At 69.1% G+C, this 15244-nt stretch carries 10 protein-coding genes; 1 reads left to right on the forward strand and 9 read right to left on the reverse strand.

Going from position 1 to position 15244, the window contains the following annotated elements; genetic code table 11:
• Positions 1-20 precede the first annotated feature (20 nt).
• Positions 21-941: a hydroxymethylglutaryl-CoA lyase gene (locus MED01_RS17720; RefSeq protein ID WP_238669679.1), complete on the forward strand. Its 921-nt coding sequence runs from the start codon at positions 21-23 to the stop codon at positions 939-941.
• 73 nt (positions 942-1014) lie between these two features.
• Here MED01_RS17720 and MED01_RS17725 read toward each other — a convergent pair whose 3' ends face one another.
• From MED01_RS17725 to MED01_RS17765, 9 genes are all read right to left on the reverse strand, one after another.
• Positions 1015-1575 carry a snapalysin family zinc-dependent metalloprotease gene (locus tag MED01_RS17725; protein WP_238669680.1) on the reverse strand — a complete coding sequence of 187 codons (561 nt, stop codon included), beginning with the start codon at positions 1573-1575 and terminating at the stop codon, positions 1015-1017.
• A 119-nt stretch (positions 1576-1694) separates the two neighbouring features.
• Positions 1695-2678: an aldo/keto reductase gene (locus MED01_RS17730; RefSeq protein WP_238669681.1), complete on the reverse strand. Its 984-nt coding sequence runs from the start codon at positions 2676-2678 to the stop codon at positions 1695-1697.
• Positions 2635-3876: a GNAT family N-acetyltransferase gene (locus tag MED01_RS17735; protein ID WP_238669682.1), complete on the reverse strand. Its 1242-nt coding sequence runs from the start codon at positions 3874-3876 to the stop codon at positions 2635-2637. Before MED01_RS17735 ends, MED01_RS17730 begins: the two co-directional genes overlap by 44 nt.
• Positions 3876-5192: a diaminopimelate decarboxylase gene (gene lysA / locus MED01_RS17740; protein WP_238669683.1), complete on the reverse strand. Its 1317-nt coding sequence runs from the start codon at positions 5190-5192 to the stop codon at positions 3876-3878. Before lysA ends, MED01_RS17735 begins: the two co-directional genes overlap by 1 nt.
• Before the next feature lie 60 nt (positions 5193-5252).
• Positions 5253-7454: an ATP-grasp domain-containing protein gene (locus MED01_RS36140; protein WP_238669684.1), complete on the reverse strand. Its 2202-nt coding sequence runs from the start codon at positions 7452-7454 to the stop codon at positions 5253-5255.
• A gap of 56 nt (positions 7455-7510) precedes the next feature.
• Entirely contained in the window at positions 7511-8773 is a 1263-nt protein-coding gene (locus MED01_RS17750; protein WP_238669685.1) for an MFS transporter, read from the reverse strand.
• Positions 8774-8784: 11 nt separating this feature from the next.
• Positions 8785-10359, reverse strand: coding sequence for a B12-binding domain-containing radical SAM protein (locus MED01_RS17755; RefSeq protein ID WP_238669686.1), 1575 nt, complete (start codon positions 10357-10359; stop codon positions 8785-8787).
• Between the two features lie 16 nt (positions 10360-10375).
• Positions 10376-11929: a B12-binding domain-containing radical SAM protein gene (locus MED01_RS17760; RefSeq protein WP_238669687.1), complete on the reverse strand. Its 1554-nt coding sequence runs from the start codon at positions 11927-11929 to the stop codon at positions 10376-10378.
• A gap of 28 nt (positions 11930-11957) precedes the next feature.
• On the reverse strand, positions 11958-15017 hold the full coding sequence (locus MED01_RS17765) for an amino acid adenylation domain-containing protein (RefSeq protein ID WP_238669688.1): 3060 nt from the start codon (positions 15015-15017) through the stop codon (positions 11958-11960).
• Positions 15018-15244: the final 227 nt, after the last annotated feature.

Raw genomic sequence — 15244 nt, forward strand, 5'->3', positions numbered from 1 at the left:
TCACAGTGAGGTGACCCCTTATGGCGGACCTGCCGAGTTTCGTCTCGATCCGTGAGGTTGGGCCGCGGGACGGGCTGCAGAACGAGGACCCGATCCCGACCGACGCCAAGGTGCGGCTGCTCGACGGCCTCTCCGGCACCGGCGTACGCCGCATCGAAGCGGTGTCGTTCGTGCACCCCAAGGCGATTCCGCAGATGGCCGACGCCGACGAGGTGTGGCAGCGGGCGATGAAGGCCGACGGGGTGCGGTACTCCGCGCTGGTGCCGAACACCCGGGGCGCCCAGCGGGCCCTCGCCGCCGGGTTCACCGAGATCGAGGTGGTGGTCTCGGCCAGCGACACCCACAACCGGCGCAACGTCAACCGGTCCACGGACGAGTCGCTGGACGACATCGCCGAGCTGATCGACCTGCTGCACGGCGCGTCGGCGCGGGTCGAGGTGATCGTGGCGACCAGCTTCGGCTGCCCGTACGAGGGGGACGTCGACCCGCAACGGGTGGCCGGGATCGTGGACCGGGTGGTCCGCGACGGCGCGGACCGGGTCGCGTTCGGCGACACCACAGGCATGGGCACCCCACGTCGGGTCCGCGAGCTGCTGAGCGCGGTACGCGACAGGAACGCACACGTGCCGGTGCTGCTGCACTTCCACAACACCCGGGGTACGGCGCTGGCCAACCTGCTGACAGCGCTGGAGCTGGGGGTGACCGAGTTCGACGCCAGCGTCGGTGGCCTCGGTGGCTGCCCGTACGCGCCGGGGGCGAGCGGCAACCTGGCCACCGAGGAGGCAGTGCACATGCTGCACGACATGGGCATCGACACCGGCATCGACCTGCCGGCGCTCATCGAGGTGGCGGAGTTGGCCGAGGAGTTGCTCGGCAAGAAGCTGCCGTCGGGTGTGCTGCGGGCCGGTCCGCGTACCCGGCTGACGCCGATGCCGAGCTGAGGACGATGCCGAGCTGAGGACGCGACGAAGGGGCCGGCGCACGCGCGCCGGCCCCTTCCACGTGCCAGGGCGGTCAGCTCACGGAGGTGAGCACGCTCGGCCAGCTGTCGCGGAAGATGTCCGCGCTGCGGTCGGTGGCGCTGAACGTGCCGGCGAAGAGGTTGCTCACCCGGCTCGCCTCGGCGGTGCTCGGGTAGGCGTTGGTGCAGCTGGTGCCGGCGCTGCCGCCGGACATCAGCAGCGCGCAGTTTCCGTTGTAGTTGTCCGGCAGGCCGAGGATGTGCCCGATCTCGTGGGTCATGATCCGCAGCACGCTGTACTGGGCGGCCTGCTGGGTGTCGATGTAGACCCGGCCGTTGCCGAGGCTGGTCCGCTGGGCGTACGAGCCGCCGCCGGTGATCCGGTAGATGCGCAGGTTGGAGCCGCAGTTGGCGGAGAGCGTCAGGTTGACTGTGGCGTTGTTCCAGATCGAGGCGGCCTGGTTGGCGACGCTGGCGTAGCTTCCCGCCTGGCTGGTGTTGTAGCAGATGGTCATGGCGGCGGACGCGGGCGACGGGTTGGCGACCGTGATGCCGAGGGTGGCGAGTGTCGTCGCGAGCAACGCGACGGCGAGCCGGTTGAGTCGTGAGGTCATCGCTGACTCCGATCTGAGAGGGGTGCCAGGAGCCTAGCCATAGACATCTGTAAATATCAATGTCTACTTTGCCAACTCCTGGTCACCGCCCACCCCGATCAGTGCCTGACGCAGAGCCGCTACTGCGACCACCAGGTCGGCTGACGAGACCAGCGGTGCCGGCGCAGCGTCGCCAACACCTCCGGCTCCAGGGGTTTCCCGTCGCTCACCGCGATGTTGCTCTCGACGTGCGCGATCCGTCGCATCCCGGGAATTGTGGTGCAGACCCTGGGGTCCGCCAGGATGAAGCGCAGCGCCGCCTCCGGCATCGGCATCCCGGGCGGCAGGTCCTCGCTCAGCGCCTGGGCCCGGGCGACGCTCTCGGCCAGGTTCTCCGGCACGAAGTACGAGTTGCGCCAGTCTCCCTCCGGCCACGTCGACTCCACCGTCAACGTGCCGGTCAGGGTGCCCTCGTCGAACGGAACCCGGGCGATGACCGCGACGTCATGCGCCGTGGCCGCCGGGAACAACTCGTCCTCGGGATCCTGGTCGAAGATGTTGTAGATGACCTGGACGGCATCGATCAGCCCGGTCTCGATCGCCCGTACGCCGTTCCACGCCTCCCACCGGTTGACCGAGATGCCGATCCCGCCGATCAGGCCGGCGTCCCGCAGCCGGGTGAGCGTGTCCCGCCAGCGCGGGTCGTCCGTCCAGGAATCCTCCCAGACGTGCAGTTGCAGCAGGTCGATCGACTCCAGCCCGAGATTGTCCAGGCTCTTGTGCACGTACTCCTCGATGTGTTCCGGGGGGAAGACGTCATCGAGGGTGGAGTCCCGGGTCGATGGCCACCGCATGTCCTTCGGCGGCACCTTCGTGGCCACGTACAGCCGGGTGCCGGGGTTGGCCCGCACCAGGTCGCCGAGCACCTGCTCGCTGTGCCCGCGCCCGTACACCCAGGCCGTGTCGAAGAAGTTGCAGCCGAGGTCTACGGCGCGCTGGAGGGCCGCGAACTTCTCGTCGTCCTCGACGCCGGTCCAGCCGTGGAGGCCGCCGCCGACCCCCCACATGCCGTACGAGATCTCACTGACCTGCCAGCCCAGCCGACCGAACCTGCGATAGTGCATGGTCACCTTCCTGCTGCGAGGGGATGGTGGGGACGGGTCCGCCCCAGGTCCGCACCGCCTGCCGGTAGTCCGAGCCGTCGATCGCGAAGGCGCGCGCCAACTCGTCGGGGATGCCCACCGGCGGCCGGACCAGGCCTGCCGTCCACCTCGGCTCGGCACCCCGGGCGCGCTTGGCGCCGTAGGTGCCCGAACCGAGGTGCACCAGGGGCAGCCCGCGCTCAGCCGCCAGACCGCGCGGGCGGTACATGGTCAGGTTGAAGTACGAGTACGCCGCCGCCAACTGGTCGAAGCCGGCCGCGCGGACGTACACCCCGTCAGGCCACAGGTAGTTGAGGCTGAACCCGACCACGTCGTCGCCGGCGAACTCCAGGAGCACCAGGCTGTACGCGTCCAGCGCCGGCACCTGGGACGCGAAGTAGCTGTGCATGTCGGCGTCGGTGTCCGGGCCGCCGTACTTGCGCTGGGTCGCGCCGAGCAGTGGCGCGATCACGTCCACGCATTCGGAGAGCCGGACCGTCTCCACCCGGTCCACTGCGTCGTCGTACCGTCGGCGTTCGCGTCGCCACTCCCGCCGGTCCGCCGCCTCGGCGGCCCGGTCGGAGACCTCGCCGCCTGGCGCGGGCAACACCGCCTCGGCTGACAGCATCGCCGCCACCGGACCGCGGCCGGCCGGGCCGACCGCCCGATGCCAGGCCGCCTGGTACGCGGCCAGGTGCTCCGCAGGGGTGTAGAGCAACGCGACACTGGCTGCCCCGAGCCGCCCGGCGAGTGCCTCCACCTCGGCGAAGAGCGCGGTCAGCACGGCGTCCCGCCGGTCGCCGGTCAACTCCTTGGAGATCGCGACAGCGCCGTGGTAGCCGGCCCGCGAACCCACCAGCAACGCGGGCAGGAACGCCGCGTGCTCCTCGGCCGACAGCGGCCGGTCCAGATTTTCCTCAGCGATGTGACCCGGGCTGTACGCCAGGTTCATCGACGGCACGCTCGCGCCGGCCCAGAGATAGGTGGCCACCGCCGCCACCGTGGCGCCCGTGGCGTCCCGGGCCACCAGATAGGTGGTGACGAACGACGGGTCGGTCTCGGCCCAGGCCATCCACGGGTAACCGAGGTAGAACCCCTCACCCTCGGCGAGGCCGTTCCACACCTGCTCGCCGATCTCGCGGACCGACCGCAGGGCCGTGACCGACACGTCGTCCTTCATCAGCCGTCCTGGTCGCTACCGTCGTCGAGTAGTTCCAGCGCCACCAGGTCGTCGTACGTCTCCCGCCGACGGATCAACGAGACCTGGTCGCCGTGCACCAGCACCTCGGCTGGGCGCAACTGGCTGTTGTAGTTGCTGGTCATCGTCATGCCGTAGGCGCCAGCCGTGAAGATCGCGAAGTGGTCGCCGGCCTTCAGCGCCGGCAACGACCGACCCCGGGCCAGGTAGTCGCTCGACTCGCAGATCGGGCCCACCACGTCGTACGTCGTCAGACCCTCGACGCCGGACACGTCGCGTGAACTGGGGATCGCCTCCGCGGGTGGCTGCACAGGCCACATGAAGTGGTAGCTGTCATACATCGCCGCGCGGGCGATGTGCGTCATGCCGGCGTCGATCACCGCGAGTTGTTGGTCACCGGCCTGCTTGAGATAGCGGACCGTGCTGAGCAGAATTCCGGCATTGGCGGCGATGGTGCGGCCCGGCTCGAATATGACCTGACCGCCCTGCCTGGTGAACCCGGTGAGCCGGTGCACGATCACTTCGGCGAAATCGTCCCAGCTCGGCGCGGTGCGGTCGATGTACTCGGCCGGAAAACCGCCACCCAGGTTGAGCGTCGTGATCCGGTGCCCGGCCGCCTCCATCCGGGCGACGAGGGCGAGCAGCCGGTCCAGGGCGATGGCATAGACCTGCGGGTCGAAGATCGGGCTGCCCAGGTGGATGTGGAAGCCCTCGACCCGCAGCGCCTCGTCGGCGGCGGCACGCGCGAACAGCGCGCCGGCCCGATCGATGTCGACACCGAACTTGCCGCCCCGGGTGCCGGTGGTCGTCCGGGCCGGGGTGCGCTGGTCAGGCGCGACATCGGGGTTGACCCGGATCGCCAGCCGAGGACGTGCGCCCTCCTCGCGGGCGATCCGCGACAGCAACTCGACCTCGGCCTCGGACTCGACGTTGATGCAGCGGATGTTGCGGCGGACCGCCTCCCGAAGCTCGGTCTCGGACTTGCCCACCCCGGCCAGCACCGTCCGCTCGGGGTCGATCCCCGCCACCATCGCCCGGTGCAGTTCGCCTCCGCTGACCGCGTCGATGCCGGCGCCCTCCCGGCCCAGCAGCCTGAGCAGGTGTACGTTACCCAGCGCTTTCGCTGAGAAGCAGACCAATGGGCTGACCGCGTCGAAGGCCTTGGCGAATCGGCGGTAGTGATCAATCAGGGTGCTCGCGGAGTAGACGTATGTTGGTGTGCCGTACCGCTCGGCAACCGAGGTCAGCGACACCCCTTCACACCAGAGGGAACCGTCGCGATAGGTGAACTCATCCATCAAATCCTCATTCGGGAGATCAGCGCTCAGGATATAGCCCACCCAACGAAGATCTACCCCTTATCTGTACTCGTACAGATCCTTCTGTTCGAGAGCACGAATCCGCTGGTAGTCCTCCTCCAGCCGGCTCGGATCATCCGCGATCAGGTAGAGATGACCGGGCGAGGTGAACAGGTCGATGGTCCGGTGCACCGGGGTGCCGGGCAGCAGATCCAACGCCGACCCGCAGAAGACCGAGGGGATCTCGGCAAGTCGCTGGGCCGCGCCCTCGGCGACCGCGCCGTCGTAGGGCGCCACCAGGCAGACCACCATCAGGGCCCGCTGCCGCTGGTAGCCGGCGCCGATCCGCCGGGCGAAACGGGCCGGGTCGGTGTACCGCTCGACGGTCAGCGACAACTGGCTCACCCCGGTGGCCCGCTCGGGCCCGGCCGGGGTGACGCCACCCTCAAGCCGCGCCCCGGACTCGATCAGGACCGGCCCCCGGTCGTCGACAAGCAGCTCGGTGTGCGCCGGGCCGGTACGCACGCCCAGCGCGTCCAGCACCCCCTCGACGAACGGGCGGAGCACGCCTTCGATGGCACCGGTCCCGTCCAGCAGGACCTGCCTGTCGTACACAGGGCGGCCGTCGATGAAGAAGCGGTCGTCGCGCCAGATCTCGTGGATGTGGTGGCGGCCGTCGAGGCTCACGCTGTTGACGAAGTACTGCTGGCCGACGAGCTGCTCCTGCACCAGCAACGAGTCGTTCGGCTGGCCCATGGCGTTGGTCGCGCCGAGCAGCTTCGCCGTCGCCGCCCGCGCCTGGGCCTCGTCCGCGCAGAAGTACACCCCTTCCGAGCCGGCGCTGGCGGCCGGCTTGACCACCACCGGCAACACCCGGCTGGTAGCGAGCCAGTCGTCCAACTCCTCGACGCTGCCCACCCGCGCGCCGAGCGGCACCCGCAGACCCGCACGGGCGACCGCGTTCATCATCGCGGGCTTCTCCCGCCGGGGACGGTCCGCCGAGCGGACGTTGCCGGGCAGCCCCAGCAGCTCCGCGAGGTCGTCGGCGACGTTGACGCCCCACTCGCTGCCCGCGATCACCTCGACCGGCCGCATCGGTGCGAGCAGTTCGGCGGCGGCGCCGAGGGCCTGCGGGGATTCGCCGCGCACTGTCAACACGGCAAGGAAGTCGTCGCGGCGAAGACCGGCGGCGTACCGCTCGTTGATGGTTCCGGTGAGGACCGCGACACAGCGCCGACCCTGCCGGTTGAGGGCGGGTGCCAGCAGCGCGCCGGTCGAGAACGGGTCGACGATCACGACGACCCCGTCCGCGGCCACCCCGACGCCCGGTGGAGCCACGACGGTCTCCGTGACGAAGGAGGCCCGGTACGGGCGCAGATCGAGGCCGTGCGCCGGGCTGAGTACGTCGAGCCGCATCGGCAGCGGATCCGCCCAGGTGCCCGGTCGATCCGGTGGCTGGGCGTAGCAGAGGCTCAGCGCCGGCTCGCTGAGCCGTTCCGTGTTGAGGACCAGTTCCGCCTCGTCGCAGCCGTCGTCGTCGGGGTCGAGGTGGTGCAGCGGCACCGGCACGAACCCGAGTCGGCTCTTGAAGGTGAACAGCCCGGCCTGGGCGATGTGGCCGTACAGGGTGGGGTCGGTGCCGAGTGAGATCCAGGCGAACTCACGCCGGCGGGCCTCCTCGAACGCGGCCAGATAGAGCGCTCGACTGATCATCGCCTGGCGGACCTGCGGCCGCGCGGCGGAGAAGGCGATCCGCATGGCCGGGTCGGACGCGGCGACGCGGCAGACGACACCGGCGATCAACTCGTTCCCGGCGCGCGCCGCGACGAGGAAGAAGTCGGCGAGCCCGGTCTCTGTGGCGTCGACCCAGTGCGCCGTTGGCAGGCCGTGCGGCATGGCGGCGATCTGCGCGTCATACACGGCCAGGAACTCGGTGAACAGCTCCGGGGTGAGCCGGGCGTGCACCTCGATGGCGAGCCCTTGCGTGTCGACGTACCGCCGCACATCCCTGAAGTTGCGGCGCTCCGCCTTGGAGAGCCCGGCGAGGAAGTCCTCAGTGCTGGGCGGGGTGGGTTGCCCCCAGGTCACCCACCGTGGCTTGATCCGGAAGCCGGCGGCCTGAAGACCCGCCCAGTGCTCCCGGGGTGGGTCGGTCACGACGACCACGTCCGCGTCGTCCGCCCACCGTCTGTCCAGTGCCTCCTGCGCCGTCACCATGCATCTGCGCAGGCCGTAGTAATCTTCCGCGCCGTTTCCGGACACGTGTCCCCCCGCTTTTCCGATCCCCACCCCGGGCGTTCTTCGACCGCGCTGTCCCGTCACGCTCCGCTGTCGGCTGTGGCCAATGAATCGACGTTGCTCAGCGTAGCCCGCATCGACAAGACGGCCGCGAACGCGATCAGGGCGGCCGTCGGGGACAGCAGCCGCGCCTCGGTGGGGCCGAGCCAGCCCAGGACGGCGCCGGCCGCCAGCGTCCCGGCCGCGCTGCCCACCGCCATCATCGTGGCCGCCAGGGCGAACGACTCGTTGATCACCGTTTTGGGCACCAGGCTGCCGAGCAGGCCGAACTCCTCCGAGCTGAGCGCCGCCAGGGGTAGACCCGCGAGGAACAGGCACACCGCGAGCACCGGGACCGACGTGGCGAAGACCAGCGGGACCATGCACGCGAACGCCACCGCCAGCAGGACGAGGTAGCGGTTGACCGGCAGTCGGGTGTGGTGTCGCGCGCCGTAGACCAGCCCGCCGAGGACGCTGGCCGCCGGGGGCAGGGACAGCAGCGCGACGCCGGTCGCCGCGGCGTTCCCGTGCGCCGACACTGTCGCCGGCACTGTGACCTCGAGTACGGCGAACGCCGCGGCCGCCCCGCCGGCGGCCACCAGGATCGCCACCACGCCGGGAATGCGCCACGGCCTCCGCCCGCCCCGGGGATGGCTCTTTGCACCGTCGGTCGCGCCCGGCTCGGCGTCGTCGGCCTCCCTGCGCATCGTCGCCACGGCGGGTGCGGTGCCGTACAGGAGGGAGCCGACAACGAGCATTCCGCCGGCCAGCAGCGTCGTGGTGAGTGCACTGAAGACGCCTGTCAACAGGCCGGTCACTGCGGGGCCGATCACGAAGAAGACCTCGATCAGCACCGCCTCCAACGCGTTGGCGGTGTTCAGTGCCGGCCCGGGCGGCAGGATCAACGCCCAGGCCGCGCGGACGGTCGAGCCCACCGGTGCCATGGTGAGCGCGACGGGCGCGACCGAGCCCACCAGCAACCAGGCCGGGCCGCTGCTCGCGACGACGAAGACGGCCAGTGCCACAGCATGCAGCGCTGCCAGTGTCAGCAGCACCACCCGCAGACCGCGTCTGTCGATCAGCCGGCCGTGCAGCGGCCAGGCGACGGCCAACGCCGCCGAGAAGACGCCGAGGGCCGTCGCGCCGGCCGTGTAGGAACCGGTTTTGGCGCTGATGTGCAGGAATATCGCAAGCGGTTCGATGGCCACCGGTAGCCGGGCGAGCATCGCGGGCAACATCACCCGGGGAACGCCGGGCGTACGCCAGAGTGCGGCGTAACGCCCGACGGCCTCACCCAGCGACATCAGTCACCAGTTCAGACAACGGGGACGGACTCCTTCTGCGTGCGCGGCCGGTAGATGCCGTCGTACTGGTCGATCAGCGAGCCGTTCAACGCCTCGGTGAGCCGCAGGCGTTGCTCGAACAGCTGGTAGTAGGAGAGGTGGTTCGACGGCATCGGCGAGAGGTAGACGCTGATCACTTCCGGCGTCTTCTCGATGTCGAACGATAGTCGATCCGCCTTCTTCCGGAAGTCCGCGGTGCCGGGGAGCAGGGTCCGGTTGAAGACATTGAAGTAGTTTGTTGCCTCGGTGCTCGCCTCGTTGAGCCGGGCCTTCAGCTGCAGGCACCGGTCGAGGTACATGTCGATCATCGCCTGGTCGTCGTCGTCATGCCCGATCAGCATGTTGAAGGTCAGATAGCGGACGCCGAGATCCAGCATCGAGGTGACGATCTGCAACTGCTCCTGGAAGGGCCGCAGCTTGTTGAACTTCTTGGTGGGCTCGTCACCGAGGTATTCGAGCGGGATCTGCACCCGGTAGCAGCCGATCCAGCGGTCCCCGCTGGTGTCGTTCCAGAACAGGGTCTCCATCAACTCCCGGTCGACCTCACCCAGGTCGAGGAACTTGCCGAACTCCAGTCCGTTGGCGAACTCCCAGGAGAAGCCCATCTCACGGGCCATCCGGAAGATCTCCAGAGTGTCCTCCCGGCCGCTGTCGTGCAGCAGCGTCCCCCGACCCGATCGCTGGATCCGGGAGAGCGTGTTGTCCTCCTGGAACAGGATGTTCGAGATCCCCATCGACTTCAGGTACTCGAAGTGCCGCCGCACCACCTCCGGCTTCATGTAGCGGTAGTGCCCGCGCATCGGGGTCGCGCAGAACGAGCAGGTCCGGTAGCAGCCGCGCGAGGTCTCGAAACAGGTGAACGGGGCCCGCACCGTCATCGGCGGCTGGCCCTCGCCGGTGTCGTCGTACACCGACAGGTCGTCGATCAGATCGAGCGCCATCGGCGGCAGTTCGGCCAGGTTGAGCTGCGCGCCACCCATGATGACGAGCCCGTCGCCGACCCGCCGCGTCATCACCATCCCCTCGATGGGTTGGCCGGTCGCCCGGGCCTGGATCAGCTTGGCGAAGGTGAGCTCACCCTCAAGCTGGATGACCACATCGAAGCCGTTGGCCAGATACCAGTCCGGTCGGGCGGTGACGTCCATCCCCCCGCCGACGATCAGCGCGTTCGGGTTCACCTGCTTGAGGAACGTGGCGAACTCGGTCACCACCCGGGCGGAGTTGGTGAAGTTGTTGGAGATCCCGATGATGTCGGCGGCACGCGCCTCGTCCGCGTACGCCTCGAACGGGCCGCCGTAGCGGTGGCAGTCGATGGTGCGCGGCCCGTACTGGAACGAGGCGTAGTGCTCAGGTTCGCCATCGTCGACCTGGGTGTCGACGATCTTGAACTCCGCGTCGACCCCCCATTCGCGCAGGTAGGCGCGCGCGCCGGCCGCCAACGTGACGAGTGCGCTCTTGGGGTTGCGGACCCGCACCGGACTGATGGTGGTGTCCTCGTCGCGGAACGACTGCCCGGGGTACGGGGCGTACAACAGGGTGACACGCATGGCCCTAACCTCCTGGTCAGCCCGCGTAGATGCCGTCGTAGAGACGGTGCATCTCGCGATCGTTGAGCATGGTCGTCATCTCGAGACGCTTCTGGTAGATGTCCCAGTAGGTGAAGTGATCGGTGTTGATCGCCGACAGGAAGATCCCGATGACCTCCGGGTTCTCGTCGATGTCGAACTGGAGCAGGGAGTGCAGGGTGGTCCAGTCTCGGGCACCCGGCAGCAACGACAGGTTGAACACGTTGAAGTACGGCTTGTACTTCCCCCGCCCGACGGCGGTCAGCTCCTCCTTCAACCGCAGGCAGTAGTCGGTGAACATGTCGATGCCCTCGCGGTCGTGCTCGGGATAGCCGATGAACAGGTCGTACGTCTGGTGGCCGACGCCGTGGTCGGTGAGCATCGTCGCCAGGACGTCCACCTGCTCGTCGAAGCCGAGCAGCTTGGGGAACCGGCGCTTCTTGACGTTCATGTTGTCCAGCGGGATCTGCACCCGGTAGCAACCGACCCACCGACCGTCGACCATCTTGCTGCCGAGCAGCGCGTCGGCGAGTTCGTGGTCGAACCTGCCGTTCTGCATGAACTTGCCGAACTCGATGCCGTTGGCGAACTCCCAGGCGAAGCCGTAGTCCCGGAACATGTGGAACATCGCGAGCACGTCTTCGCGCCCGGAGTCGTACAGGTAGCGGCCGGTGCCGTTCTGTTGGATCCGGGACAGCGGGTTGTCCTCCTGCCACACGATCGTCCTGATGCCGTACTCCTGGAACGTCTTGAGGTGCTTCTCCATCGTCGGCAGGCTCATGTAGCGGTACCCGCCGCGGGACGGGGCCGTGCAGAACGAGCACCGCCACGCGCAGCCGCGGGACGTCTCCCAGCAGATGAAGCTGCCCTGCACGCCCTCCGGCGGCGGCCCTTCCGCCGTGTCCGTGTAGACCGACAGGTCGGGGATCAGATCCAGGGCCATCGGCTCGATCGAATCCATCGGGATGGTCTCGCCGGTGTCCACCTTGGTGGGGATCAGCCGGCCCCGCACCGAGATGTTCGGCACGGTGCCCAAATCCTGCTTGCGGTTGAGCGCGTCGATGATCCGGGCGAAGGTCAGCTCGCCCTCGCCGCGCACCACCACGTCCGCGCCACGGGACAGGTAGTACTGCGGGCGGGCGGTGCAGTCGACACCGCCCACGACGACGATGGCCTTCGGGTTGACCCGCTTGATGTGCTGCGCGAGGTCACTGACGATGTGCGCGCTGTTGGTGAAGTTGCAGGTGATCCCGTGCACCTCGGCCGAGCGGATCTTCTCGTCCGCCTCCTCGAACGGGGTGCCGTACCGGAAACAGTCCATGATCCGGGGGCCGTACGGCAGGGACTTGTACTTCACCCGCTGCCCACCGAGCTGAAGGTCGATGATCTCGATGTCGCAGGAGTAGCCAAAGTGCGGCGCGTACGCCCGCAGCCCGGCGGCGATTGTGGTCAGCGCGCTCTTCGGGTTGAGTGGCCGCTCGGTGTTGATCGGCTCGCTCTCCCCCTGGAAGATCTGCGAGGGGAACGGGGCGTAGTAGAGGTTCACCTTCATGGCGTCTCCTGGGCCGGTCGGTCGCGGTTCACTGGGCTGTCGCGGTGGACAGGTGCGGACGGTTCACTGACAGGAAGGTCCTCGCGAGGCGGTCGACCATCGTGTCGACCAGCACGTCCCGACCCGTGCCCCAGTTGAGGCCGAGGTCCCGAGCCAGCCGGGCGGCGTGGACCGTGTCGGTGCCGACCAGGGCGTCGTGGCACACCCCGGTCAGTGCGTCGGTCGCCGCGGCGCTGCGGGGCCGAAGAACAGCGAGACAGCGGGCTGTCTCGTCATCGCCGACAAGGTCGGCGGCCCGGTCGAGGAACCGGTCGTACGGGACCTCCGGCAGCGCGCCCGCCTCGGCGCGGAGCCGGGACAGCAGGTCGGTCACCGGCACCGACGTCGGCGCCACCACGTTCAGCACGGTGCCCGGCGGCACCGGCTGGTGCGGGTCGGTCAGCGCGGCGACCACCCGGGCGACCAGGTCGACCGGTGTCCAGTCCACGTGCAGGCGGGTCGGTGGCCGTACGCCGAGCCGGAGGCAGAGCCGCAGGATCATGGTGACCGAGGACCGGGGGTTGGCGTGGCCGGTCCGAGAGTGGGCGGCGACCTCGCCGAGCCGGACGACGGCGGCGGGGACACCCTGCTCGGTGGCCGCCCGTAGCAGTTGTTCGCCGACCCACTTGGACTGGCTGTAACCGTCGGGTGGCAACGCCGACCAGGGCGGCAGGAACGACTCGGCGAGCGGTGTGCCGGGGGCGTGGCGCACAGTGGTCGTCGACAGCGAGATGATCCGCTTGCGGACGTGGGTGCCGGCGAGGTGGATGAGGGTACGCAGGCCGTGCACGTTTGTGGCCCGTAGGTCGACGTAGTCGCGGAGAGTGTCGACCCGGCCGCCGGCGTCGACGATGGTGCCGACCTGTCGACAGAGCCGCCGCCAGTCGGCGGCCACCAGCCCGAGGTGGGGTTTGTCCAGGTCACCGGCGAGGGCCGACCATCCGATCAGCTCCGCTGGCCCGTAGCCGGCGGCCGACAGCGCTGACCTGACCCGGTGTCGGGCGGCCTCGTCGTCGGTGGCGCGGACCAGGCAGACGATCGTTCGACCACCCTGCGCGGTGAGGGCGGCCAGCACGTGCGAACCGATGAAGCCGGTCGCGCCGACCAGCAGGATCGCCCCCGGGTCGGCGGGCCGCCGGACCCGCACCCGGCCCAGTTCACCGAGGCGCAGATCGTCGGCCAGTTCGTGCGGCGTGACAACGGGCGGAGGCAGCGGGCTGCCCCGGCGGACCAGTTCGGCCTGTGCCGCGATGGTGGGGGACCGGATCAGGTCGCGGACGTCCAACCGGATCGCGAATGCCCGTTCGATCTCCACGGCGAGCCGGGCCGCGCCGAGTGACGTACCACCGAGGCAGTAGAAGTCGTCGTCGTTGGCGCTGAAGCCCAGAACCCGCGTCCAGATCTCGGCGATCCGCGCCTCGACGCTGCCCACCGGGTAGGCGGCGTCGGTGTCGGCGGCCTTCGGTGCGGCGCCCGCCAGTCGGCGGCGCAGCCGCTCCTGGTCGACCTTGCCGTTGGAGAGCAGCGGCAGGGTGGCGAGGCGGACGAACCTGGCGGGCACCAACGCGGCGGGTAGCGCGGTCCGGGCGTGCTCGCGCAGCGCCTCCTCGGTGACGGCCCGCTCGGCCGAGTAGAAGCAGACCATTGTCGCCGCCGCGCCGGCCTCGTCGACGATCACCTTCACCTGGTGTACGCCGGGCAGCGTGGTGAGCGCGTGCTCGATCTCGCCCAGGTCGACCCGTATCCCGGCGATCTGGACCTGGGCGTCCCGGCGGCCGCTGAACATCAGCAGGCCGTCCTCGCGCACCCAGCCGAAGTCCCCGGTGCGGTAGAGCAGGTCGCCGACGACCTCGTCGAACGGGTTCGGGACGAATACCTGTCGGGTCCGCTCCGCGTCGCAGTGGTACCCCGCGCCCAGGCAGACGCCGGCGAGGTGGATCTCGCCGATCTCGCCCCGGGGGGTCGGCTGACCGTGCTCGTCGAGGAGCAGCACCGAGGTGTTGGGCAGGGGCAGACCGAGGGGGATGACCTGGCTGTCGTCGTCGTGCACGGCGTGGAAGACCGCGCCGATCGACGCCTCGGTCGGACCGTAGGTGTTTGTCACCCGGATGTCGGCGAACATCCGTCGGAAGGCCTGGACGGTGTGCGGTTTCGCGGCTTCGCCACCGATGAAGACCTGGCGCATCGACGCCAGCAGGTGCCAGTCCTGTGGCCGGTGTTCGAGGCGTTCGACGAGCAGGTCGAAGATGCTGGGGACGAAGTCCGTCATCGTGACGCCGTGCCTGTGGATCTGGGCCAGCGTCGCGTCGAAGTCGAGGATGCCGGTGCGGTCCGGGATGACCACGGTGCCACCGCGGGTCAGCGGCCACAGCAGCTGCCAGATCGACGAGTCGAAGGTGTGCGCGGAGTTCTGGAGCACCACCGCACCATCGGCGGCGAACCGTTCGGTCATGGACAGGAAGCGGTTGACCAGCCCGTGGTGCAGGTTGACAGCGCACTTGGGCAGACCGGTGGAACCACTTGTGAAGAAGGCGTAGATGGGGTCTTCCGGCCGGGGTCGGTCGGTGGCGGGCGCGGGGCTGCGGGCTGCGGTCGGCTCCGTCCGCACGTCGATCACCGGCAGGGCGGGTGCGCCGTTCGGTGGTGACCCAACGGTGGCGACCGGGTTGAGGCCGTCGAGCATCCGGACCTGGCGCAGCGCCGGCCAGGCCCGGTCGAACGGCACGAACGCGGCGCCGGACCGCATGGTGCCGAGCATGGCGACGAGGAGCCCGACCCGGTCGTCGAGCAGGAGCGCGACGAAGTCACCCCGCCGGGCGCCAACGGCGAGCAGATCGGTGGTGACCGCGTCGGCCAGCCGATCCACGTCCCGATAGGTGAGCGTGCCGGTGGGATGGACGACCGCTGTGGCGTCGGGATGCCGGCGGATCGTCTCGTCGATGAGGTCGACGACTGTCTGGTGGATCGGACGTGGCCGGACCGGCCCGTTGAGGAGAGCGCCGACCTGGGCGGGACTGGGCCGCAGGCGCTCTGTTCTGGTGACGGTCAAGGTTTTTCTGAGGACACCACGGAGGCACCTCTCCCGAGCAGTTCACAATATGCCGTAGCGGCGACACCGTAGGCACGATTGATAGTCCCCGTTGACTGCATCGCATCGTAACTATGAGCTTTTGAAATTGTCTATGCATCGATACTGGTGATTTACCACCGAAGAACAGGGCGAAGCGTCAAAATCGGTCAGCGTTGAACCGGCCGCCGGTGGCAGGTCCCCGGGGG

The organism is Micromonospora alfalfae (assembly GCF_022230925.1).
GTDB lineage: Bacteria > Actinomycetota > Actinomycetes > Mycobacteriales > Micromonosporaceae > Micromonospora > Micromonospora alfalfae.

Bases quoted from the DNA above. Each gene is read 5' to 3' on its own strand.
- MED01_RS17720 (WP_238669679.1), top strand. From the start codon at position 21: ATGGCGGACCTGCCGAGTTTCGTCTCGATCCGTGAGGTTGGGCCGCGG.
- MED01_RS17725 (WP_238669680.1), bottom strand. From the start codon at position 1,575: ATGACCTCACGACTCAACCGGCTCGCCGTCGCGTTGCTCGCGACGACA.
- MED01_RS17730 (WP_238669681.1), bottom strand. From the start codon at position 2,678: ATGCACTATCGCAGGTTCGGTCGGCTGGGCTGGCAGGTCAGTGAGATC.
- MED01_RS17735 (WP_238669682.1), bottom strand. From the start codon at position 3,876: ATGAAGGACGACGTGTCGGTCACGGCCCTGCGGTCGGTCCGCGAGATC.
- lysA (WP_238669683.1), bottom strand. From the start codon at position 5,192: ATGGATGAGTTCACCTATCGCGACGGTTCCCTCTGGTGTGAAGGGGTG.
- MED01_RS17750 (WP_238669685.1), bottom strand. From the start codon at position 8,773: ATGTCGCTGGGTGAGGCCGTCGGGCGTTACGCCGCACTCTGGCGTACG.
- MED01_RS17755 (WP_238669686.1), bottom strand. From the start codon at position 10,359: ATGCGTGTCACCCTGTTGTACGCCCCGTACCCCGGGCAGTCGTTCCGC.
- MED01_RS17760 (WP_238669687.1), bottom strand. From the start codon at position 11,929: ATGAAGGTGAACCTCTACTACGCCCCGTTCCCCTCGCAGATCTTCCAG.